Source organism: Phenylobacterium sp. (assembly GCF_028290885.1).
GTDB lineage: Bacteria > Pseudomonadota > Alphaproteobacteria > Caulobacterales > Caulobacteraceae > Phenylobacterium.
The window spans coordinates 1-18,246 of sequence record NZ_JAQGIZ010000054.1 but is presented as its reverse complement, the minus strand read 5'-3'; the positions used below and the strand labels follow the sequence as shown (position 1 = coordinate 18,246).

Below are 18,246 nucleotides of genomic sequence, written 5' to 3'. Positions count from 1 at the left end.
GGCCGCCAAGATGGTCCCGCGCGATGACAGCTTCAACGCTCGTCTACGTTCTCGATGACCGCCATGGCCGCGAAATCGACCACCAGCGGCGTCACGCCCATCGCCGCCAGGAACTTCCGGAAGGCCGTTTGGCTGACCCCGGTGGTCGCCGTGTTGGTGAGCGGGTGGAAATTCAGCCGTTCGGCCTCAGCCAAGGTTCGATCCAGGACGAAACGTACCTGATGAGCAGGGTCGTTGATCAGGGCGAAGGCGGTCACCGAGCCTGGCGTCACGCCCAGGGCGTCTTCCATGAGCTCTGCGCTACCGAACGACAGCCGCGCCGAGCCGATCACCTGGTGCAGTCGCTTCAGGTCGATGACCGTCCGGTCCGCCGCCGAGATCAGCCACAGCTGCCCCTTGGCGTCCTTCAGGAACAGGTTCTTGGTGTGGGCGCCGGGGATGGCGGCCTTGACCTCCTCGCCCTCGCCGACCCGGAAGACGGCGGGATGCTCGTGGCTCGTGTGTTCGACGCCCAGGCTGTCCAGCAGGGCGAGGAGATCAGCGCGGGTCTTCATCGGCTCCCCCTTAGCTGGACTTGGGGTCATAGCGGAACTGGACGCGAAGGCGACCCGCTGCTTTAGGGTCGTGGGACCCGACGCCCAGCAAGAGACCGCGCCTGAGAGAGCCCATGGAACTGGAGTGCTATCCCACCACCGAGCGCCCGCCGGAGATCGTGCCGGGCCGCCAGAGCCGCGCCTGGATGGACGCCTTCCACGCCCGCCACGCCTACCGCTGCCTGCCGCTGAACATGGCCAACACCTCGGGCTGGGAGATCCTCTGCCCGGTGGCCTTCACGGCGGAATGGAATGGCGGCATCCGGCAGGAGGACATCACGCTGCGGCCCGACTACCCGAGCCCGGATTTCCACCGCCTGGCGTCCAGCCACTTCAGCCACGGCGTCCTGACCATGCATCCGGGCTACCTGTTCCGCACGCCGCCCGGATGGTCGATGATGGCCATGGGCTCGCCCAACCACGTCAAGGACGGCATCCAGGCGCTGGCCGGCGTGGTGGAAACCGACTGGCTGCCGTTCCCCTTCACCATGAACTGGCTGTTCACCCGGCCGGGCAAGGTGCGCTTCGAGAAGGGCGAGCCGTTCTGCTTCATCACGCTCCTGCAGGACAAGCCGCTGCACGAGATCCAGCCGGTGATCCGGCGCATGGATTCCAACCCGGAGCTGCGCCACCAGTACGACGTGTGGGAAAAGCACCGATCCGAGTTCAACCAGCGGATCTTCCGCCAGGACCCGGAGGCCACCAAGGAGGCCTGGCAGCGCTACTACTTCAAGGGTGAATACCCCGAAGAGGTCGCGCCCGCCCGCGAGGACCACGTCAACAAGCGCCGGCTGAAGGAGCCGAGGTTCGGACGTTAGGGCGGGTTGCCAAAGGTCGTCTTGCAAAGCGGGGGGGTGTCTGCCATAAGCCGCCTCTCGATTTTTCGGGGCGCAAGACCTCGAGGAGCGCGGGCGTAGCTCAGTGGTAGAGCACAACCTTGCCAAGGTTGGGGTCGAGAGTTCGAATCTCTTCGCCCGCTCCAAATTTCCGCGATAAAACAACGACATACCGCCGGCAGATAGCCGGCGGGGCGCGTTGCAATTTGCTCGGTCATCACCCGGTCACCACCGCTGCAAAAAAGCGTAGCGGTTAGCTAGCGCAGGCTTCCCACCCGGAAGGAATGATGTGGTCTTGCGCTTTCTCCGGGTGCTCCCCGTAGCAGAAGCCCACTTCCTTGAGGTCCGCGCCCAATTTCTCGCGCGCGTCGCATGCGGCCAAGGTCTTCGCATCGTCGCCCGATCCGCCTCTACAAGCCTCGTTGAGCTCCATCCACTTGTCCTCGGCCTGCCGTAGGTGCGCCAGGCCCCGATACATTTGCAGGCCGGGGTCTGCGGCCAGTGACCCTGGTTCCACAGTCTTCGGCACCGCGGCCGGTGATGGTGCTTGAGTTGGGGCTGGAGGCGACTTCTGGCAGCCGAACAGACTCAGCGTCGCAAGAATTGTGATCAGAATTACCGTTTTCAGTTTTACCCCCTACTGCCCCTACGCCACCGGCGTCGAGCTTACCGCGGACCTAGCTGTGTCGAAGCGGTATCCCTGAGATTGTGATGCGTTCGTGCGCATTGGGGACGCCTGCTTCCTGCAACAAGGCGACGAACGCATGACGGAGCGAGGTTTGATGGTCAGTCGGCCCGATGATCACTTTTTCCAAAAGGTCGGGCAGGGCGGCGCCCTCAAGTCCGTTATCAGGGTCGTTCACGAGAGGAAGCTTTTGCACGATCTGCGGAACGCCGCGTACGGTCTCCACAGCTTCCACGATCGCGGCCGACCGGCTGAGGTCAGGATTGTAGACGACCCGCCATTCCAACTCTTCGCCGAAGCCGGGGTGCTTTGTGCAAACCATGGCGGTCGTCAACATCGAGAAAACATGGCCTTGGAGCGCAGTTGCCCCCAACCGGGCCAGCAACGGGCGGGACGCCGCCATCGTCTCGGCGATTTGGCGCATCTGAGCCGCAAAGCTCTCCGGCGAGAGGTAGGCAACGGGGCTCGAATAGGCCGCTGACTTGTCGTTGTTGCTCATAAATGGGCCGGAGTTGATTACTAGAGCGACCCCGGATGTGCCACCGTATGCTCGCCACATCGAAAGGCGCCCGTGTTCGTTCTCCTCATCGCGGTGTTCCGATATGCAAGTCACGTACGTGCGGGCCTGGAAGTTTGGAAGCCAGCCGTCGAACTGATTTTCTAGTACTTGCGCAAGGCCGGGCTGTACCTCATCCAAGAGACCCTTGATCTGTTTCCCACCTTCGTCCTGACCCCATGCGTAGGCCAAGCACTTGAAGCCGTGCTGGATTTCGGAGAAATCATTCATGGTCATCGCGTTGCGCATCCAAACCGATCGGTTCTTGATGATGCTCATTGCGACGTCGGCTGACGTGTAATGGACGAAGCGGCGCCGTTCCCGCTCAGCGTCGTCCAGCCGCTCGGCCGCATAGGGGTGGAAAAGCGTGAACGCCTGAAGATCGTCAGGCGCCATCCCCTCTCGCCAGGTCATTTTCTCGTCCCCCACCTAAACGGACCCCCGTGGCCCTCGATCATCGGCCGCCAGCATAGAGGGGCGCATCTCCGGCTCCCAAGGGGCATCCCGCTGGGGCGACTCTTCCCGCTAGCTCTCCTTACCCAGTCCCAGCCGCCAGACGGATAGATTTCCCCGCCGGGGGCAGTGGAGGTTAATTCCGGCGGGCTTCATAACGAACGCCCGCAATCACCCTGGCGCCCGGTTTGCAGCCCCAGGGAAATCGTGGCCCCCAAGTCCTAGGCGGGGATGAGATTGCGGGTTGACCTGTTTTTCCCGTGACGGGCGCGCCTCCCGCCCCCCGCACCAAGGCCGAACCGGCGGCGCAGAGCCGTTCCCACACCAAAGAACCCGGCCAACATCATCGTCCAAGTCGAGGGCTCAGGAATGGACAGCAACTCGTCTGGCAGAGTTCCGTCGACCGAGATCGTCAGATGCGATGGTTTGAAGTTTAGCAGGTCGGACTGACCGCCGATTGTCGGCCCCTGAAAATACCCGTCGCAGGTCGCCCCGGATGTCGACGGAAGGCCGACGCACGGATCGCCATCAAAGGGCAAGCCCGCCACAAAAGGCGCGGCCTGGATGGGTGCGAACACTGCGCCAACGTAAGGGCCGTAGCTGTCCCCGGAAGCGAAGAGGTCTTCCGTTTCGGAGGTGCCAAGGGAGGCCGCATCGTCGGGGCCAAACAGGATGAGCGGTTCTTCATCCTGTTCATCGATCACGACTTCAGCTTTTACGCTCACTAGCTGAGACCGTCACAGCCACCTCGGCCTCTCCACCTGCCGGATGAACCGCAGTGGCTTGCGGGGCTGGTAAGGGCCGGTCTCAATCAACTGGTTGATGTAGCGCTGTCAGGCTGCGTCGTTCGCGGCCTGCGGCACCGGATGCGTATCGTTGGCGCTGGCAGTCGGCCGGCCTAGCGCAGCCGCAATCCCAGCCGTGGCCCGATCAGCCGCCAGCCTGGCGGGGTCCCTATCGACGTGGGCGTAAATCTGCGAGCTGCGCGCGTTGGCATGCCCGAGGATCGCGCCCACCAACAGCAACCCCTCACCACCGGACGCGGCAGCGGCGCCGAGCGTATGGCGCAGCGTGTGCGGGCTTACGCCTGGCAGCCCCGCGCGCTTCACCGCCTCCGGCCATACGCGTTTCGTGCCCGTGTAATGGCCATCCCCCCGCTCGGCAGGGAAGACGTAGGCCGCGCCAGGCACGGCGGCCTCCCGTATGACCTCCAAGAGCGCCGCGGCGGGCGCTGCAAGCGGTCGGATGGAGCGGCCCGTCTTCGACTCGTCGAAGATCAGAAGACCCCGCCCCAGGTCCACTGAACTCCACTCAAGGGCCGCGATCTCGTTGCGGCGACAGCCAGTCAGCGCCCACAGGCGGGTGATATTGAGCGCCTTGCGATTGGCCGGTTCGAGCCGGTTGCCGCGTTTGTCGGGGCCGCGGGCGCCGGCGGTCTCAAGTTCATCCAAAGCCTTCCCGAGCCGCTTGACCTCCTCGAAGGTCAGGAAGCGCTCGCGGCGCCCGTCTGTCTTCCTCACAGAGGCAGTGGCCACCGGGTTATCTGAGATGATCCGGCGGCGTTGGGCGAACGAGAGTACCGCCGAGAGGTCCCTGACGACCTTTCGCGCCGCGCCCTCGCCGCCGCGAACGATGATGCGCTTCCGAGGTCCGGTTTTCTCGTCCTTTGCGGTCTTGCCCTTCGCTACGGCGCGAACGAACGCCTCTATGTCCCCCTCGGTCAGCTCTGCGACACGGCGCGAGCCCAACAGCGGAACCACGTGATGGCGAAGGCGGGCCATTGTGTACTTGGCAGTAAGCGGCTTCATGGGGCTGCCGATCTTTGCGCCCCGCTGAACGACAAGGCCGTCTTCCTCGTAGAGGTCGACGAGCGCGGCCACGGTCATCTGCCGGCGCTTCTCCGCTAGCTCACCGGCCGGGTCATGGCCGAGCGACGCAGCCGCCAACACCTTCGCCGCCTTCCGTCGCGCTTCGGCCACCTTCACAGTCGGATGACGCCCAAGCGACATCAGCCGTTGCGGCGCATTTCGGCCCCCTCCGCCACCCCGATATTTCACGACGAAGGTCTTGGCGCCGGTGCGCTCGATGCGGAGCCCGAAGCCTGGAAGTTCGTCGTCCCAGATCGTATATCGGGCGTCGGCTGGCTCGGCTGAGTCCGCGACTGCTTTGCTGATTCGCTCTTTCATTAGCGCCTCGGTTTTCCAGTCCGGTCACCACCGGGTCACCACCGATAGCGCTTCCACCCCTTTCCGCACAAGCTAGCGATGCAAGAATTCACTAAACATTACGGTAACTTATGTTAAGAGGCGCCGCCGGTGGAAAGCCGTGGAAGCCTGTGAGCAACCTTGCCAAGGTTGGGGTCGAGAGTTCGAATCTCTTCGCCCGCTCCAAATTTCCGCGATAGTTCAACGATGAGCCGCCGGCCCTGGGTCGGCGGCTCTCGTCGTTCGGCCAGGGTCGTTCGGCCAGGGTCGGGCGGGCGCGATCAAACATTCTTAACGCCGACCTGAAATCCTGCTGGGCGGCAAACTCGAGTGTGCGGCGCAGGCCATGTCCAGGCAGGTCGAAGGCAGCGCTGAAGTCACGGCCGGGCCGTGAAGCTTTCCCCCATTCCCGACTATTCATCGCCGCGCCGGTTGGCGGCGGCCGCGTCGATCGTGTGGCTGATCGCCTGCGCGGCGGCGGTGGTCAGTTGGCCGCGCCTGCTCCGCACGGTGGGCGACACCGACGATGCGCTGCGCCTGACCATGGTCCGCGACCTGGTCGCCGGGCGCGGCTGGTTCGACCAGAGGCTGAGCCGGCTGCAGCCGCCGACCGGGCTCTACACGCACTGGTCGCGGCTGGTGGACGGGGCGGAGGCGGTGCTGCTCAAGCTGTTCGCCAGCGTTCTGCCCATAGACCGGGCGGAGATGGCCATGCGCCTGATCTGGCCGGTGCTCTGGATCCTGCCGCTGACCGTCGCCGTGCTGCTGATCGCGCGCCGGCTGGGCGGCGGACGGGCGGTGTTCCTGGGCATGGTGACCGCCGCGCTCAGCCTGCATGCCTCCGGCGAGTTCCAGCCCGGTCGGGTGGACCATCACAATATCCAGATCACCTGTTGCCTGCTGGCGCTGGCCGCGGCGACCCAGCGCCCGGCGGCCATCTGGGGCGCGCTCTGCGGCCTGGCGACCGCCTTGGGTCTCGCCGTCGGGCTGGAGGCCCTGCCGTTCGCGGCGATGATCGGCGTCGCCATGGGCCTCTCGTGGGCGTTCCGGCGAAGTCCCGGCCGCGTCCTGGTCGCCTATGGCGCCGCGCTGGGGCTGGGCGCCCTGGGACTGGGCGCGCTGCAGACACCGCCCGACCGCTGGCTGCTGCCGGCCTGCGACGCCCTGGCGGTCAACCTGGCGGCCGGCCTCGGCGTGACGGGGGCGGGCCTTTGCCTGGCGCCGGCGCTCGGGGAGCGGTGGGGCCGGCTGGGGCGTCTTGGGGTTCTGGCGGTCGTGGGAGTCCTGGCCGGGGCCGTCTATGTGGCCGTGGAGCCGCTCTGCCTCCGGGGGCCGATGGCGGGCGTCGATCCGGAGCTCAAGGCCGTCTGGCTGGCCAACGTGCGCGAGATGACGCCCTGGCTGACGCTGCTCGCCCGCGACCCGCCGACCGCGATCAACCTGGCGGCGCCGGCGGTGGCGGGCCTGCTCGGATGGCTGTGGCTCGGGCGGCGGGCGGACATGCGGGCCAATCCGGCCTGGCTGGCGACCGGGGCGCTGCTGGCCGTCTCCATCCCCATGGCCTTGCAGGCCAGCCGTTCGATCCAGTATTCCCTGTGGTTCGCCGCGCCGGTGACCGCCGCGGCGCTGGTCGACCTCGCCGACGCCGCGCTGGCCGGCCTGATGGTCCCCGCCGTCGCCGTGCTGGTGGCCGTCACCCAGGTTCCCGGACTGGCGGCAGGCGCGGCGGCCGGCCGGGCCGGCCACCCCTCCGCTCCGGCGCGGGTGGCCCAAGCCGCGTCCGCCGGCGACCGCTGCAACGACACCCAGGCTTTCCGGCCTCTGGCGCGGCTGGCCCCCGGCCTGGTGCTCAGCGAGATCGACGAAGGGCCCTACATCCTCGCCGACACGCCGGACGCCGCCCTGCAGGCGCCCTACCATCGGATGGGCTGGGGTATTCGTGAAGCCCGCGCGGCGCTAGGCGCGCAGCCGGCCAAGGCCGAACGCCGCATCCGGGCGCTAAAGGTCGCCTATGTCCTCAACTGCCCCGCCCACGCCGCGCAGAGCGACCGCCAGGGCCTGGCCGCGGACAGCCTGCAGAAGGCCCTGGACGCGGGCCGCGTCCCCGCGTGGCTCGAGCGCCTCTCACGGCCCGGAGAGCCGCTGCAGATCTTCCGGGTGCGTTGAGGGGCGCCCCCGCTCGACCCTCGCCTCGAACCTCGCTAGATGATCGGCCGGCCCACAGGACGACAGGGGACCCGCATGACCCACGATCCCGCGCTCGAAGCCCACGAGCACGCCGAGCACGCCGAACACGCAGCCCACGAGCACGACCCGTTCATCTCCCGCGTGTCGATCACCATCGCCGTCCTGGCGGTGCTGGCGGCCAGCGTCGGCAGCCTGGAGACCGTGGAGGCCGGCGGCGCGATCACCTCGGCCAGCGAAGCGGTGCTGAACCAGGACAAGGCCACCGACGTCTGGGGCGAGTACCAGGCCGACAGCCTGAAGAAGCACCTCTACGGCATCGCCGCCGACGTCGGCGGGCCGAAGGCGGCGCAATACCAGGGCACGGCCAAGGAGCAGGGCGCCAAGCAGGCCGAGCTCAAGAAGCAGGCCCAGGAGGACGAGGCCGAGCGCGACAAGCTGCTGGCCGCCAGCCACGTCCACGAGCGCCACCACCACTGGCTGACGGCGGCCGCCACCCTGCTGGAGATCGGCATCGCGCTGTGCACGGTGGCGATCGTCACCCGGCGCCGCACCTTCTGGCTGAGCTCCATCGGCCTTGGCCTGCTGGGGCTCGTTCTGGGCGGCGCGGCCTACCTGCTCTGAGCGCTACTTCGGCGGCGCGGGGTACTGGATGCGTGGCCTCAGGTTGTCCACCACGGCGTGGGCGTCGAAGGCGCGCGGATCGCCGACAGGCTTGGCGCCCTTGTGGGTGATGATCTCCGCGGAGGCCTCGAAGTTCTCGACCGTCCGGACATCGATCCGGTCAGCCCAGAAGGGGTCGCCGAACCAAGGGTCCCAGGTGCGCCAGCCAAGGCCGCGGCCGCGGAACCGCCAGGACGGTCGCCAGTAGCCGAAGCCCGGGCCATACCAGGGATTGTAGAGCGGATCCGGCTCCACATAGGTCCGCGCATTGCGGTCGGTATGGCGGTCGACGATCGAGAACCAGTCGTAGCCGTTCTGCAGGGTGAGCTCGGCGGCGCGGAACAGCAGGTAGCCCTCGACGGTCTCGCGCGAGGTCATGCTGTTGCCGGAGAAGTTCACCCGCCAGCGGTCCGGCTCGATCCGCGTCTCGGAATAGCCGCCGGAGGTGGCTTGGCCGCGGACGTAGGGCTGGTAGGGGGTGGCGGTTTGGCAGGCGGCGAGTCCCGCCGCCAGCGCCAGGGCGGTGACGAAGGCCGCAGTCGACTTGGTCATCTTGAAGCCTCGAAACGAACAATCCCTCGAAAGTCGTGACCCAATCCGCACAACTCTTGGCCACAATTGTGGTTGCGCTGTTTCACGACCGTGAAGCTTATTGCGGCCACGCCTCAGGCCCCGACCGTCGCCAGGATGTAGACGATCCGCCCGAGCGCGCCGAACAGCAGCACCGCCGTGGCCAACGTCTGGATCAGGAAACCCGGGCCGCGCTTGGCCGCATCGGCGGCATAGCCAAGCGCGTAGAGGATGCGGCCCACGATCCAGACTACGCCCAAACCCGCTGCGACCAGGTCGTTCCAGTAGATGGCGAACAGCCACATGGAGACCAGGAAGATCGGCAGCCATTCCAACGTGTTGTAGTGCGCCCGGATGGTGCGCTCGAGCAGCGGGTCGCCGGTCATGGCGGGCGCGTTGATCCCGCATTTGCGGCGCGCGACCGGGACGCGGGTGCTCATCCAGAAGTAGGTCAAGAGCGCCAGAAGGGTGACGAGCGCCACCAGGCTGTGCGGATGCATGCAGTATTTCCCCCAAAAGGCGCCGACGAAGCTTCGCCTTGACCGCCAGTTTGGCATGTATCGGGGCCAGGCGGGAACCGGCCATGCGCGGCGGGACGTTTTACGCGGAGGACCAGCCACCGGAGGCTCCCATGGACGTAGAGTCCACGGCGATCAGTGAAATCGACTACGACGCCGAGCGGGCCAAGCTGATGGTCCGCTTCAGTAGCGGCGAACGCTACGTCTACGTGGGCGTGCCGGGCGAAGTGCACCGCTCGTTCGTGGAGGCGGATTCCAAGGGCCGCTTCTTCCAGCTGCACGTGCGCGACCGCTATCCCTTCAACCGGCTCGAGGCCTAGCGCGCGGGCGCCTAGCGCGTAAGGATCGCGGTTCCGTCCAGCATGAGCAGCCGCTTCACCGGCGGGCGGAGCGCGCGGTCGAACCCGTCGAGGATCGCCAGGGCCCAGCCCGGCAGTTCGACGGTCGGATGAGCGGTCGCCGTTCGGAGCTGCACGAGCGCCATGTCGCGATACAGCGTCTCGTGATCGTTGTGCGGCAGGAAGCGGACATCGCGAAAGCCGAGGGCGCGGGCCGCCATCTCCAGCGAAGCGCGTGCGAACAGCCACTTCTGCTCCAGCTGTCCGAACGCGGCGTCCGATCGATCCGGCAGGGTGCGGGCCGCGATATCGCGCGCCAGGACCCGCAGCGCGGCATCGATTTCGTCCGACAGGGGCTCGTCCTGCCGCAAGCGCGACTCCGCGCAGATCCGTTCATAGGCGAGGCGCAGGACCCCATAGCCGTCGAACGGCGCGAGAAAGATCGCGTGGCCGCCGGGCCGCAGCGCGACCGCGGCCGCCGCCAGGACGAGGTCGGGATCGTCCTGCTCATGCAGGCACCCCACGCCGCTCACCAGGTCGATCGAGCCAGGCGCTACGGGCGCCGCAGCGGGCTCGGCCACCAGACAGAGCACCCGCTCGGCCTCGCCTATCGCCGCGGCGTGGCCATAGAGGCCGGCCAGCAGGACGCTCGCCGGATCGCTGGCGAGGATCCGGGCCTGCGGCAGCAGCCGCAACCAGGGCACGACCGACCGCATCCCATCGCCGCTCTGCAGGTCGAGCACCACCGCCTCGGATGGCGGCGTCAGGCCGGCGTCCAGGGCGCTGTGCAGCAAATGCTCGAAATGCAGGCTCGTGTCCGCCGTGCCGCCCGAGCGTCGGGCGGCGGCCTGGTTGATCCGCGCCTGTTCGGTCAGCGTGAATTCGAAATCCAGAGGCGCCCAGACGCCGGCGCTCTGCCGCGCCAGCCCGTCCGGAAAGACCGGCCGGGCCCAAGGGGGCAGGGAGTCAAGAACGGGCGGCGGCGCCCGTAGCGTGGCGACGCGCTCAAACATCGGCCTTCGCCCCCAGCCGGCGGCCGCCTCGTCGCCGCGCCCTCAGCAGGGAGATATTCCTGAGGGATGTGTCGACCAGCGGAACCAGACCGACAAGGACCAGAAGGATGACGATGGACCACCACGCAGACATGCGATGCTCCCGAGCCTCGATATTCTTGCAACCTACATTGTGGCATTTCGATCAGCAACGCTTCGGTCATCTCAAATATGTTACCGAGTCGTGACAGGCTTCGCGGCCAAGACAGTTGCATGCGGCAACAAGCGGGACAATATCCAGGCAATCGATTATATGTCGTACACACGACATCTACTGTAAGTACCCCAACCGCAAGCGTTCCAACACGTTTGAGTTGCAGGGCGGCAAGGCGGCTCATTGCTGGCAAACGCAGCTATGCCCTCGCAAGAGACAGTATGGTCGAGCTAGCGCGCTGGCGGCGGACCAGCGGCGCGCCCGCGGGCGCCCCTAGGCCTTCACGCGCTTGTCGCGCTGGGCCTTCACCCGCAGGCGAAGGGCGTTGAGCTTGATGAAGCCGGCCGCGTCGCGGTGGTCGTAGGCCACCGCGCCCTCCTCGAAGGTGACCAGCTCCTGGTCGTAGAGCGAATAGGGGCTGGTGCGGCCGATGACGGTGACATTGCCCTTGTAGAGATTTACCCGCACCTGGCCGGTGACCATGGCCTGGGACTGGTCGATGGCCGCCTGCAGCATCTCCCGCTCGGGGGCGAACCAGAAGCCGTTGTAGATCAGGCTGGCGTACTTCGGCATCAGCTCGTCCTTCAGGTGCATGGACCCGCGGTCCAGCGTGATGGACTCCATGCCCCGGTGGGCGGCGAGCAGGATCGTGCCGCCGGGCGTCTCGTAGACGCCGCGCGACTTCATGCCGACGAAGCGGTTCTCCACGAGGTCCAGGCGGCCCACGCCATTGTCGTGGCCGAGCTGGTTGAGCTTGGTCAGCAGCGCGGCCGGCGACAGCTTCCGGCCGTCGATGGCGATCGGGTCGCCGCCTTCGAAATCCATGGTGAAGACGGTGGGTTTGTCCGGCGCGTCCTCGGGCGAGATCGTGCGCATGTGCACGAACTCCGGCGCCTCGATGGCCGGGTCCTCCAGCACCTTCCCCTCGGAAGAGGAGTGCAGCAGGTTGGCGTCGACGCTGAAGGGCGCCTCGCCGCGCTTGTCCTTGGTGATCGGGATCTGGTGCTTCTCGGCGAAGTCGAGCAGGGCCTCGCGGCTCTTGAAGGCCCATTCGCGCCAGGGCGCCACCACGCGGATATCGGGCTCCAGGGCATAGTAGGCGAGCTCGAAGCGGACCTGGTCGTTGCCCTTGCCGGTGGCGCCGTGCGCGACGGCGTCGGCGCCGGTCTTCCGCGCGATCTCGATCTGCTTCTTGGCGATCAGCGGCCGGGCGATCGAGGTGCCGAGCAGGTACTGGCCCTCATAGACGGTGTTGGCGCGGAACATCGGGAAGACGTAGTCGCGCACGAACTCCTCACGGACGTCTTCGACGAACGCGTTCTCCGGCTTGACGCCCAGCGTAATCGCCTTCTGCCGCGCGGGCTCCACCTCCTCACCCTGGCCCAGGTCTGCGGTGAAGGTCACCACCTCGGCGCCCAGCTCGGTCTGCAGCCACTTGACGATGGTGGAGGAGTCCAGCCCGCCGGAATAGGCGAGCACGACCTTCTTGACGGGCTTGTCGGCCATGGGAGCGGCGGGGTCCTGGGAGCGGCGGGAGGGAAGCGGTCGCGCGCCTTTAAGGGCGAACGGCGGCCAAGTTCAAGTGCGGGCGTTCAGGGCCTGAGCGCGTCGGCCAGCCAGCGCAGGTGCAGCAGCGCCAGCAGCGAGGCCGAGACGGCCCGCACGCCGAAGACGATCAGGGCCATCTCCTCCTGCGCGCCGCGGGCCTGCAGGGCGAGCCACAGGCTGGCCGCGAAGCTCGCCACCGGCAGCAGCCACAGGGCCACGGCGCGAGGGGCCTGCCCGCCCAGGAAGCGGACGCGCTCGCGGCCATCGGTCTGTCGCCAGGCCTGCCGCGAGGCCGCGAACATGATGGTCAGCGCGATCACCCACAGGGCGTCGCCCGCGTAGGCGCCCAGCACGCTCCAGGGGACCGAGGCCAACACCGGCTAGATCGTCACCTGGGTTCCGAGCTCCACCACCCGCCCCGGCGGGATCTTGTAGAAGTCGGTCGGGTTGGCGGCGTTCTTCATCAGGAAGATGAACAGCTTGTCCTGCCACATGGGCATGCCCGACTGCGCCGAGGGCACCACGGAGCGCCTTCCCAGGAAGAAGCTGGTGGCCATGATGTCGAACTTCAGACCCTGCTTGCGGCAGAGCCCCAGCGCCTTGGGGAGGTTCGGGCTCTGCATGAAGCCGTAAGAGATGATCACCTTCTTGAAGTCGTCGTTGACCGGTTCGATACGCACCCGGTTGTCGTCGGAGACCCGCGGCGTCTCGGTGGTCTCGATGGTCAAGACGATGTTCTTCTCGTGCAGCACCTTGTTGTGCTTGAGATTGTGCATCAGGGCGACCGGCGCCATCGACGCGTCGGAGGTCAGGAAGATCGCCGTGCCCGGCGCGCGGTGCGGGGCGCGGGCCTTGAGGATTTCCGAGAGCTCGATCAAGGGCACGCTGTCGCGCCGCGTCTTGTCGGTGAGGATCTGGGCGCCGCGAGTCCAGGTCCACATGACCACCACGATGGCTATCCCCAGCGCGAGCGGCATCCAGGCGCCGTCGGGAATCTTCAGGAGGTTCGAGGAGATGAAGACGATGTCGATCAGGCCGAAGCCGCCGGAGGCCAGCAGGGCGAGCCACAGCGGGCGCTTCCACATGAAGCGGACGATCACGAAGAACAGCAGGGTGTCGACGAACATCGCTCCCGTCACGGCGATTCCGTAGGCGGAGCCCAGGTTCGACGAGGTGCGGAACACGAACAACAGCACCAGGACTCCGATCATCAGGGCGGTGTTGACCTGCGGCACGTAGATTTGGCCGGCCTGGGTCTCGGAGGTGCGCAGGATCGAGATGCGCGGGAAGAGGCCCAGCTGCACCGCCTGCTGGGTCATCGAGAACGCACCGGTGATCACCGCCTGGGAGGCGATCACCGACGCGGCGTTGGCCAGCAACAGCACCGGCCAATAGATCGGCTGCGGGATCATCCGATAGAACGGGTCCACGTGCGCGCCCGGATGATGGAGCACCAGCGCGCCCTGGCCGAGGTAGTTCAGCAGCAGGGCCGGCAGCACGAAGAAGGTCCACGCCGCCCGGATCGGCTTCTTTCCGAAATGGCCCATGTCGGCGTAGAGCGCCTCGGCGCCCGTCACCGCCAGGAAGACGCTGCCCAGGATGACGAACCCCAGGAAGCCGTTATCGACCAGGAAGATGATCCCATAGTGCGGGGACAGCGCCCGGAAGATCGTGGGGTCCTCGACGATGTGATAGACGCCGAGACCCGCCAGGACCAGGAACCACAGGGCGCAGACCGGGCCGAAGAACCGGGCGACGCTGGCCGTTCCCCTGGCCTGGACGAGGAACAGCAAGACCAGGATGCCGGCGGCGATCGGCACCACCAGCCTGGCGATCTCGTGCGGCGCGCCCGGGGCGTCGCGCACGCCCTCCACCGCGGCCAGCACCGACATCGCCGGCGTGATGATCCCGTCGCCGTAGAACAGGGCGGCGCCGATCATGCCCAGCAGCAGCACCCAGCCGGAGCGCCGGGGCACGAACCGCTGCGCCAGCGCCATCAGCGCCAGCGTGCCGCCCTCGCCCTTGTTGTCGGCGCGCATCAGGAAGATGACGTACTTCACCGTCACGATGAGGATCAGCGCCCAGGTGATCAGCGAGACGACGCCCAGCACGGCCACGGACGGATCGACCGTGGCGCGGCTATGCCGCAGCGCCTCGCGCATCGCGTACAGCGGGCTGGTGCCGATGTCGCCGAACACCACGCCCATGGAGCCTAGCGCCAGGCCCCAGAAACTCTCGGCATGCGGGGAGCGATGCGACTCCTCGGACGCCTCGAGGGCGCCCACGGCCGGATCAGCCATCCAATATCTCCGGGAACGTAAACTCCGTTCCCCAGAGCCTTATCCTTTCAAATGGCGACATTTGAAAGGATAAGGCTCCGTCCAAAAACTTTGAGCGCGACGGGCGCCAAAACGGTGTCCACCATTTGGCTGTCACGCTCGGCGGCGGCCCGATGCCGTCTTGCGGCGGGCGCGATACACCTATTCCAGACCCCGTTCAATGGCGCGCGCCCCCCAGGGCGAGTCGGGTGGCTGCGGGGGCGGTCACGCTTTTCCTTGAATGCCCACGCTTCGGCCCTAGTTTCGCACGCGAGAAGGAGTGCCGCGATGGATCGCAGACTAGCGCTGGTGACCGGCGCCTCGGCCGGCATCGGGGCGGCGTTCGCGCGCATCCTGGCCAGCCACGGCTACGACCTGGCGCTGACCGCCCGGCGCGCCGACCGGCTGGACAAGCTCGCCGAGGAGGTGTCGCTGCGCTACGGCGTCGAGGCGCTCACCGTCACCGCCGACCTGGCCGAGCCCGAGGCGCCCGGCCAGATCCTCGACGTCCTCACCGCCCACGGCCGCACAGTCGACGCACTGGTCAACAACGCCGGCTACGGCCTGCCCGGCGCCTACGCCGACACCCGTTGGGAAGACCAGCGCGCCCTGATGCAGGTGATGATGACCGCGCCGGCCGAGCTCGCCCACCGCGTGCTGCCGGGCATGATCCACCGGCGGTTCGGGCGGATCGTCAACGTCGCCTCGCTGGCGGGACTGGTCCCGGGCTCGGCCGGCCACACCCTCTACGGCGCCACCAAGGCCTTCCTGGTGCGGTTCTCCCAGAGCCTGCACCTGGAGGCCGAGGGCCACGGGGTGCACGTGAGCGCGCTCTGCCCGGGCTTCACCTATTCGGAGTTCCACGACGTCAACGGCACGCGCGCGCAGCTCAGCCAGTCGACCCCGCCGTGGCTGTGGCTGGGGGCCGACGAGGTGGCCGCCGCGGGCTACGAGGCCGTCGAGGCCAACCGGGCGATCTGCGTCCCGGGCGCGCCCAACAAGGCCATCGCCGCCATCGCCAAGCTGGTGCCCGACGAATGGGCCCTGGCCCTGATGGCCTCGCAGGGGCCGCGGTTCCGGAAGGTGTAGCTACTTCGTCGCGTAGGGCGCCGCCGCCTCCGGGCGGATCAGGCCGTGGGTGGAATCGGCGATCCCGGCCAGCAGGAACTGCACGGCCATGGCGCAGAGGATCAGGCCCAGCACGCGCACGATGATCGACAGCCCGATCTTGCCGAGGAGCCGGCTGATCAACGGCGTCGCCAGGAAGGAGAGTAGGGTGGCGACCGACACGGCGGCGATGGCGCCGATCCCCAGCGCCGCGCCCGGCAGGCCGTACTGCTTGGCCTGGCTGGCGTAGATGATCACGGTAGAGATCGCCCCGGGGCCGATCAGCAGCGGCATGGCGAAGGGCACGATCATCTGCTCGACGCGGCGTCGGACATAGGTGTGGCTGTCGCCCGCCTTGGCGTCTGCGGCGTCGGCGAAGCTGGCGGTGAAGTCGTCGCCGACCATCTTCAGGCCGAGGATGAACAGGATCACCCCGCCGGCGATGCGGAACGCCGGCAGGGAGATGCCGAAGAAGGTCAGGAGGCCAAGACCGGAGAAGTAGAAGCAAGACCGGAGAAGTAGAAGAAGGTCAGGAAACCGAGCACGAACAGCGAGATGTAGAACGCGATCTGCGCGCGTTCGCGGCTCGATGCGCCGACGGTGGAGGCGGCGAACACCGGGACGTTGCCGACCGGATCGAGCAGGGCGAACAGCGCCACGAAGAAGTTGACCGCGAAGTCCCAATGGATCATCCCTGGGTCTTAGCCCAAATCGCTGCGCGCGCCGAACCTCGGCTGGCGCCCTCTTGCCCGGAGCCCTGCATGGCCGCCGCCGCGCTCGCTGAGACCCATGCCGCCGCCGATCCCCGCCTGATCGTGCCGCTGGACGTGCCGACAGCCGACGAAGCCCGCGCCATGGTCGCGGCGCTCGGCGAGGCGGTGAGCTTCTACAAGGTGGGGCTGGAGCTCTTCGCCACCGACGGCATGGCGCTGGCCCGTGAACTGAAGGGCCAGGGCAAGCAGGTGTTCCTCGACTGGAAGCTGCACGACATCCCGACGACGGTGCAGCGGGCGGCCGCCGCCATCGCCCAGTCGGGCTGCGACTTCATCACCGTGCACGGCGAGCCGCAGGTGATGGCCGCCGCCGTGCGCGGACGCGGCGCTTCCTCGCTGAAGATCCTGGCCGTGACCGTGCTGACCAGCCTCACCGACGAGGACCTGGCGGAGATGGGCTACGCCGACAAGGCCCGCGCCCTGGTCGAGCGCCGCATCCACCAGGCCATCGCCGCCGGCTGCGACGGGGTGATCGCCAGCCCGCACGAGGCGGCGCTGGCCCGCGCGCTGGGCGGCCGCGACTTCCTGGTGGTGACGCCGGGCGTGCGTCCGGACTGGTCGGCCAAGAACGACCAGGCCCGCGCGGCCACCCCGCTGGACGCACTGAAGGCCGGCGCCTCGCACATCGTCTGCGGCCGCCCGATCACCGCCGCCAACGACCCCCACGCCGCGGCCCTGCGCGTCGCCGCGGAGATGGCGCAGGCGGGGTAGCCTTCCTTTCCCGCGAAGCGGGAGAGGGGGACCGCTCGCCGCAGAGCGAGTGGTGGAGAGGGCAAGCCTCAGACGCCGAGCTTGCCGCTTGCCCTTCCCACCGTCCGCTCTTCGGCGGGCGGTCCCCCCTTCCCACGAATGGGAAGGGAAGGTCAGAAGTCGACCGCGATGCCCTTGCGCTCCCAGTCGCCGAAGCGGGTCGGTTCCGGCCCCTTAGGGCCGCCCTGCTCGGCGGTCCTCGCGACGTCCTCGGCGGCGGCGCGGCGCGCCTCGGCCTCTTCCAGCGCCCGGCGCGCGGCGGGCGTGAGCGGCTTGTCGGGCGTGGCGTTGGGCGGGAGGTCGTCCATGGCCGCAATCTAAGCGCCGTCCGCCGGCTGGCCAAGCATTGCGTCCTTGGACAAACGCTGATTTTCTTCGTCCTCAATTTCACCTCGGGGGAGGCACGAAATGCCCAGACTTCCACTCGCGTTCTTCAGCGCCGCCACGCTTTGCGCGCTCGGCGGTATGACCTGGGGCGTGATCATGGCGGCGTCCAACGATCACGGCATGATGACGGCCCACGCTCACCTGAACCTGATGGGCTGGGCGACCCTGGCCCTGATGGGCGGGTTCTATGCGCTCACCGGCAAGGGCGGCCGGCTGGGCTGGATCAATTTCGCCCTGTCTGCGAGCGGGGTGGTGGTGGCGATCCCGTCGCTGGCGCTGCTCCTGACCGGAAACAAGGCGGCTGAAGCGGGCGCCACCGCCGGCTCCTTGCTGGCCTTGCTGGGTATGCTGGTCTTCCTCGTCGTGGTGCTCTCCGGCTGGCGCGACGCCAAGACGGCCTGACCGATCGCCCTTGCGTTGGCGCGCCCGCCAGGGCACGCCGCGCCGGTGAGCGAAACCCAGCCTAACGACAAAGCCGGCCTGCCGGCCCGCGCCGCAGCCCTCGACCTCCTGACCGCCGCGCTCGGCGGCCGCGCCGGCATGGACGAGGGCCTGAG

General features: G+C 67.7%; 19 protein-coding genes, 1 tRNA gene and 1 pseudogene. 8 read left to right on the top strand and 13 right to left on the bottom strand.

The genetic code is table 11. The annotated features are described in order from the left end of the window. Positions 1-32: 32 nt before the first annotated feature. Entirely contained in the window at positions 33-554 is a 522-nt protein-coding gene (locus tag JWP28_RS04600; protein ID WP_299540482.1) for a prolyl-tRNA synthetase associated domain-containing protein, read from the bottom strand. 113 nt (positions 555-667) lie between these two features. Between JWP28_RS04600 and JWP28_RS04595 the strand changes: the two genes are divergently transcribed. Together JWP28_RS04595 and JWP28_RS04590 are read left to right on the top strand one after the other, a co-directional pair. After that, a complete protein-coding gene (locus JWP28_RS04595; RefSeq protein ID WP_299540480.1) occupies positions 668-1,411 on the top strand; it encodes a DUF6065 family protein in 744 nt (247 codons plus the stop codon). Positions 1,412-1,500: 89 nt separating this feature from the next. Then, positions 1,501-1,575 (top strand) — tRNA-Gly (locus JWP28_RS04590). 531 nt (positions 1,576-2,106) lie between these two features. On the opposite strand, the gene JWP28_RS04585 is transcribed toward JWP28_RS04590, so the two are convergent. The 3 genes from JWP28_RS04585 to JWP28_RS04575 form a co-directional block, all read right to left on the bottom strand. Further along, positions 2,107-3,066 carry a DUF2971 domain-containing protein gene (locus tag JWP28_RS04585; protein WP_299540477.1) on the bottom strand — a complete coding sequence of 320 codons (960 nt, stop codon included), beginning with the start codon at positions 3,064-3,066 and terminating at the stop codon, positions 2,107-2,109. Between the two features lie 278 nt (positions 3,067-3,344). Beyond that, a complete protein-coding gene (locus tag JWP28_RS04580) occupies positions 3,345-3,827 on the bottom strand; it encodes a PEPxxWA-CTERM sorting domain-containing protein (RefSeq protein ID WP_299540475.1) in 483 nt (160 codons plus the stop codon). Between the two features lie 129 nt (positions 3,828-3,956). Further along, the gene (locus JWP28_RS04575; RefSeq protein WP_299540473.1) at positions 3,957-5,309 is read right to left on the bottom strand and encodes a tyrosine-type recombinase/integrase; all 1,353 of its coding nucleotides are present in this window, start codon (positions 5,307-5,309) and stop codon (positions 3,957-3,959) included. A 408-nt stretch (positions 5,310-5,717) separates the two neighbouring features. Here JWP28_RS04575 and JWP28_RS04570 point away from each other — a divergent pair, with 408 nt between their 5' ends. Together JWP28_RS04570 and JWP28_RS04565 are read left to right on the top strand one after the other, a co-directional pair. Continuing rightward, a complete protein-coding gene (locus tag JWP28_RS04570; RefSeq protein WP_299540470.1) occupies positions 5,718-7,493 on the top strand; it encodes a hypothetical protein in 1,776 nt (591 codons plus the stop codon). Positions 7,494-7,568: 75 nt separating this feature from the next. Next, positions 7,569-8,135, top strand: a complete 567-nt coding sequence (locus JWP28_RS04565) for a DUF4337 family protein (RefSeq protein WP_299540468.1) — start codon at positions 7,569-7,571, stop codon at positions 8,133-8,135. A 3-nt stretch (positions 8,136-8,138) separates the two neighbouring features. Here JWP28_RS04565 and JWP28_RS04560 read toward each other — a convergent pair whose 3' ends face one another. Together JWP28_RS04560 and JWP28_RS04555 are read right to left on the bottom strand one after the other, a co-directional pair. Further along, positions 8,139-8,726 carry a hypothetical protein gene (locus tag JWP28_RS04560; RefSeq protein WP_299540466.1) on the bottom strand — a complete coding sequence of 196 codons (588 nt, stop codon included), beginning with the start codon at positions 8,724-8,726 and terminating at the stop codon, positions 8,139-8,141. Positions 8,727-8,839: 113 nt separating this feature from the next. Further along, entirely contained in the window at positions 8,840-9,244 is a 405-nt protein-coding gene (locus JWP28_RS04555) for an MAPEG family protein (RefSeq protein ID WP_299540464.1), read from the bottom strand. 131 nt (positions 9,245-9,375) lie between these two features. Here JWP28_RS04555 and JWP28_RS04550 point away from each other — a divergent pair, with 131 nt between their 5' ends. Beyond that, positions 9,376-9,582 (top strand): KTSC domain-containing protein, encoded by a 207-nt coding sequence (locus JWP28_RS04550; RefSeq protein ID WP_299540462.1) that lies wholly within the window; start codon positions 9,376-9,378, stop codon positions 9,580-9,582. 11 nt (positions 9,583-9,593) lie between these two features. On the opposite strand, the gene JWP28_RS04545 is transcribed toward JWP28_RS04550, so the two are convergent. The 4 genes from JWP28_RS04545 to JWP28_RS04530 all read right to left on the bottom strand — a co-directional run bounded on the left by JWP28_RS04545 (position 9,594) and on the right by JWP28_RS04530 (position 14,654). Continuing rightward, complete coding sequence (locus JWP28_RS04545) at positions 9,594-10,613, bottom strand: methyltransferase domain-containing protein (RefSeq protein WP_299540459.1); 1,020 nt, start codon at positions 10,611-10,613, stop codon at positions 9,594-9,596. 466 nt (positions 10,614-11,079) lie between these two features. Beyond that, the gene (locus JWP28_RS04540; RefSeq protein WP_299540456.1) at positions 11,080-12,312 is read right to left on the bottom strand and encodes an argininosuccinate synthase; all 1,233 of its coding nucleotides are present in this window, start codon (positions 12,310-12,312) and stop codon (positions 11,080-11,082) included. 86 nt (positions 12,313-12,398) lie between these two features. Beyond that, the gene (locus JWP28_RS04535; protein WP_299540454.1) at positions 12,399-12,731 is read right to left on the bottom strand and encodes a hypothetical protein; all 333 of its coding nucleotides are present in this window, start codon (positions 12,729-12,731) and stop codon (positions 12,399-12,401) included. A gap of 3 nt (positions 12,732-12,734) precedes the next feature. After that, positions 12,735-14,654 (bottom strand): potassium transporter Kup, encoded by a 1,920-nt coding sequence (locus tag JWP28_RS04530; protein WP_299540451.1) that lies wholly within the window; start codon positions 14,652-14,654, stop codon positions 12,735-12,737. Positions 14,655-14,960: 306 nt separating this feature from the next. On the opposite strand from JWP28_RS04530, the gene JWP28_RS04525 reads away from it, so the two are divergent. Further along, positions 14,961-15,761, top strand: coding sequence for an SDR family oxidoreductase (locus tag JWP28_RS04525; RefSeq protein ID WP_299540449.1), 801 nt, complete (start codon positions 14,961-14,963; stop codon positions 15,759-15,761). Here JWP28_RS04525 and JWP28_RS04520 read toward each other — a convergent pair whose 3' ends face one another. Both JWP28_RS04520 and JWP28_RS04515 read right to left on the bottom strand, forming a co-directional pair. Then, a complete protein-coding gene (locus JWP28_RS04520) occupies positions 15,762-16,370 on the bottom strand; it encodes a MarC family protein (protein ID WP_299540517.1) in 609 nt (202 codons plus the stop codon). 29 nt (positions 16,371-16,399) lie between these two features. Beyond that, positions 16,400-16,471: pseudogene (locus tag JWP28_RS04515) on the bottom strand (MarC family protein); the annotation flags it as partial. A 69-nt stretch (positions 16,472-16,540) separates the two neighbouring features. On the opposite strand from JWP28_RS04515, the gene pyrF reads away from it, so the two are divergent. Next, positions 16,541-17,263: an orotidine-5'-phosphate decarboxylase gene (gene pyrF / locus JWP28_RS04510; protein WP_299540447.1), complete on the top strand. Its 723-nt coding sequence runs from the start codon at positions 16,541-16,543 to the stop codon at positions 17,261-17,263. A 152-nt stretch (positions 17,264-17,415) separates the two neighbouring features. Here the strand turns inward: pyrF and JWP28_RS04505 are convergent, their stop codons facing one another. Continuing rightward, a complete protein-coding gene (locus JWP28_RS04505) occupies positions 17,416-17,610 on the bottom strand; it encodes a succinate dehydrogenase assembly factor 4 (protein ID WP_299540445.1) in 195 nt (64 codons plus the stop codon). Between the two features lie 100 nt (positions 17,611-17,710). Between JWP28_RS04505 and JWP28_RS04500 the strand changes: the two genes are divergently transcribed. Further along, positions 17,711-18,091 carry a hypothetical protein gene (locus JWP28_RS04500; protein ID WP_299540443.1) on the top strand — a complete coding sequence of 127 codons (381 nt, stop codon included), beginning with the start codon at positions 17,711-17,713 and terminating at the stop codon, positions 18,089-18,091. The last annotated feature ends 155 nt before the right edge of the window (positions 18,092-18,246 follow it).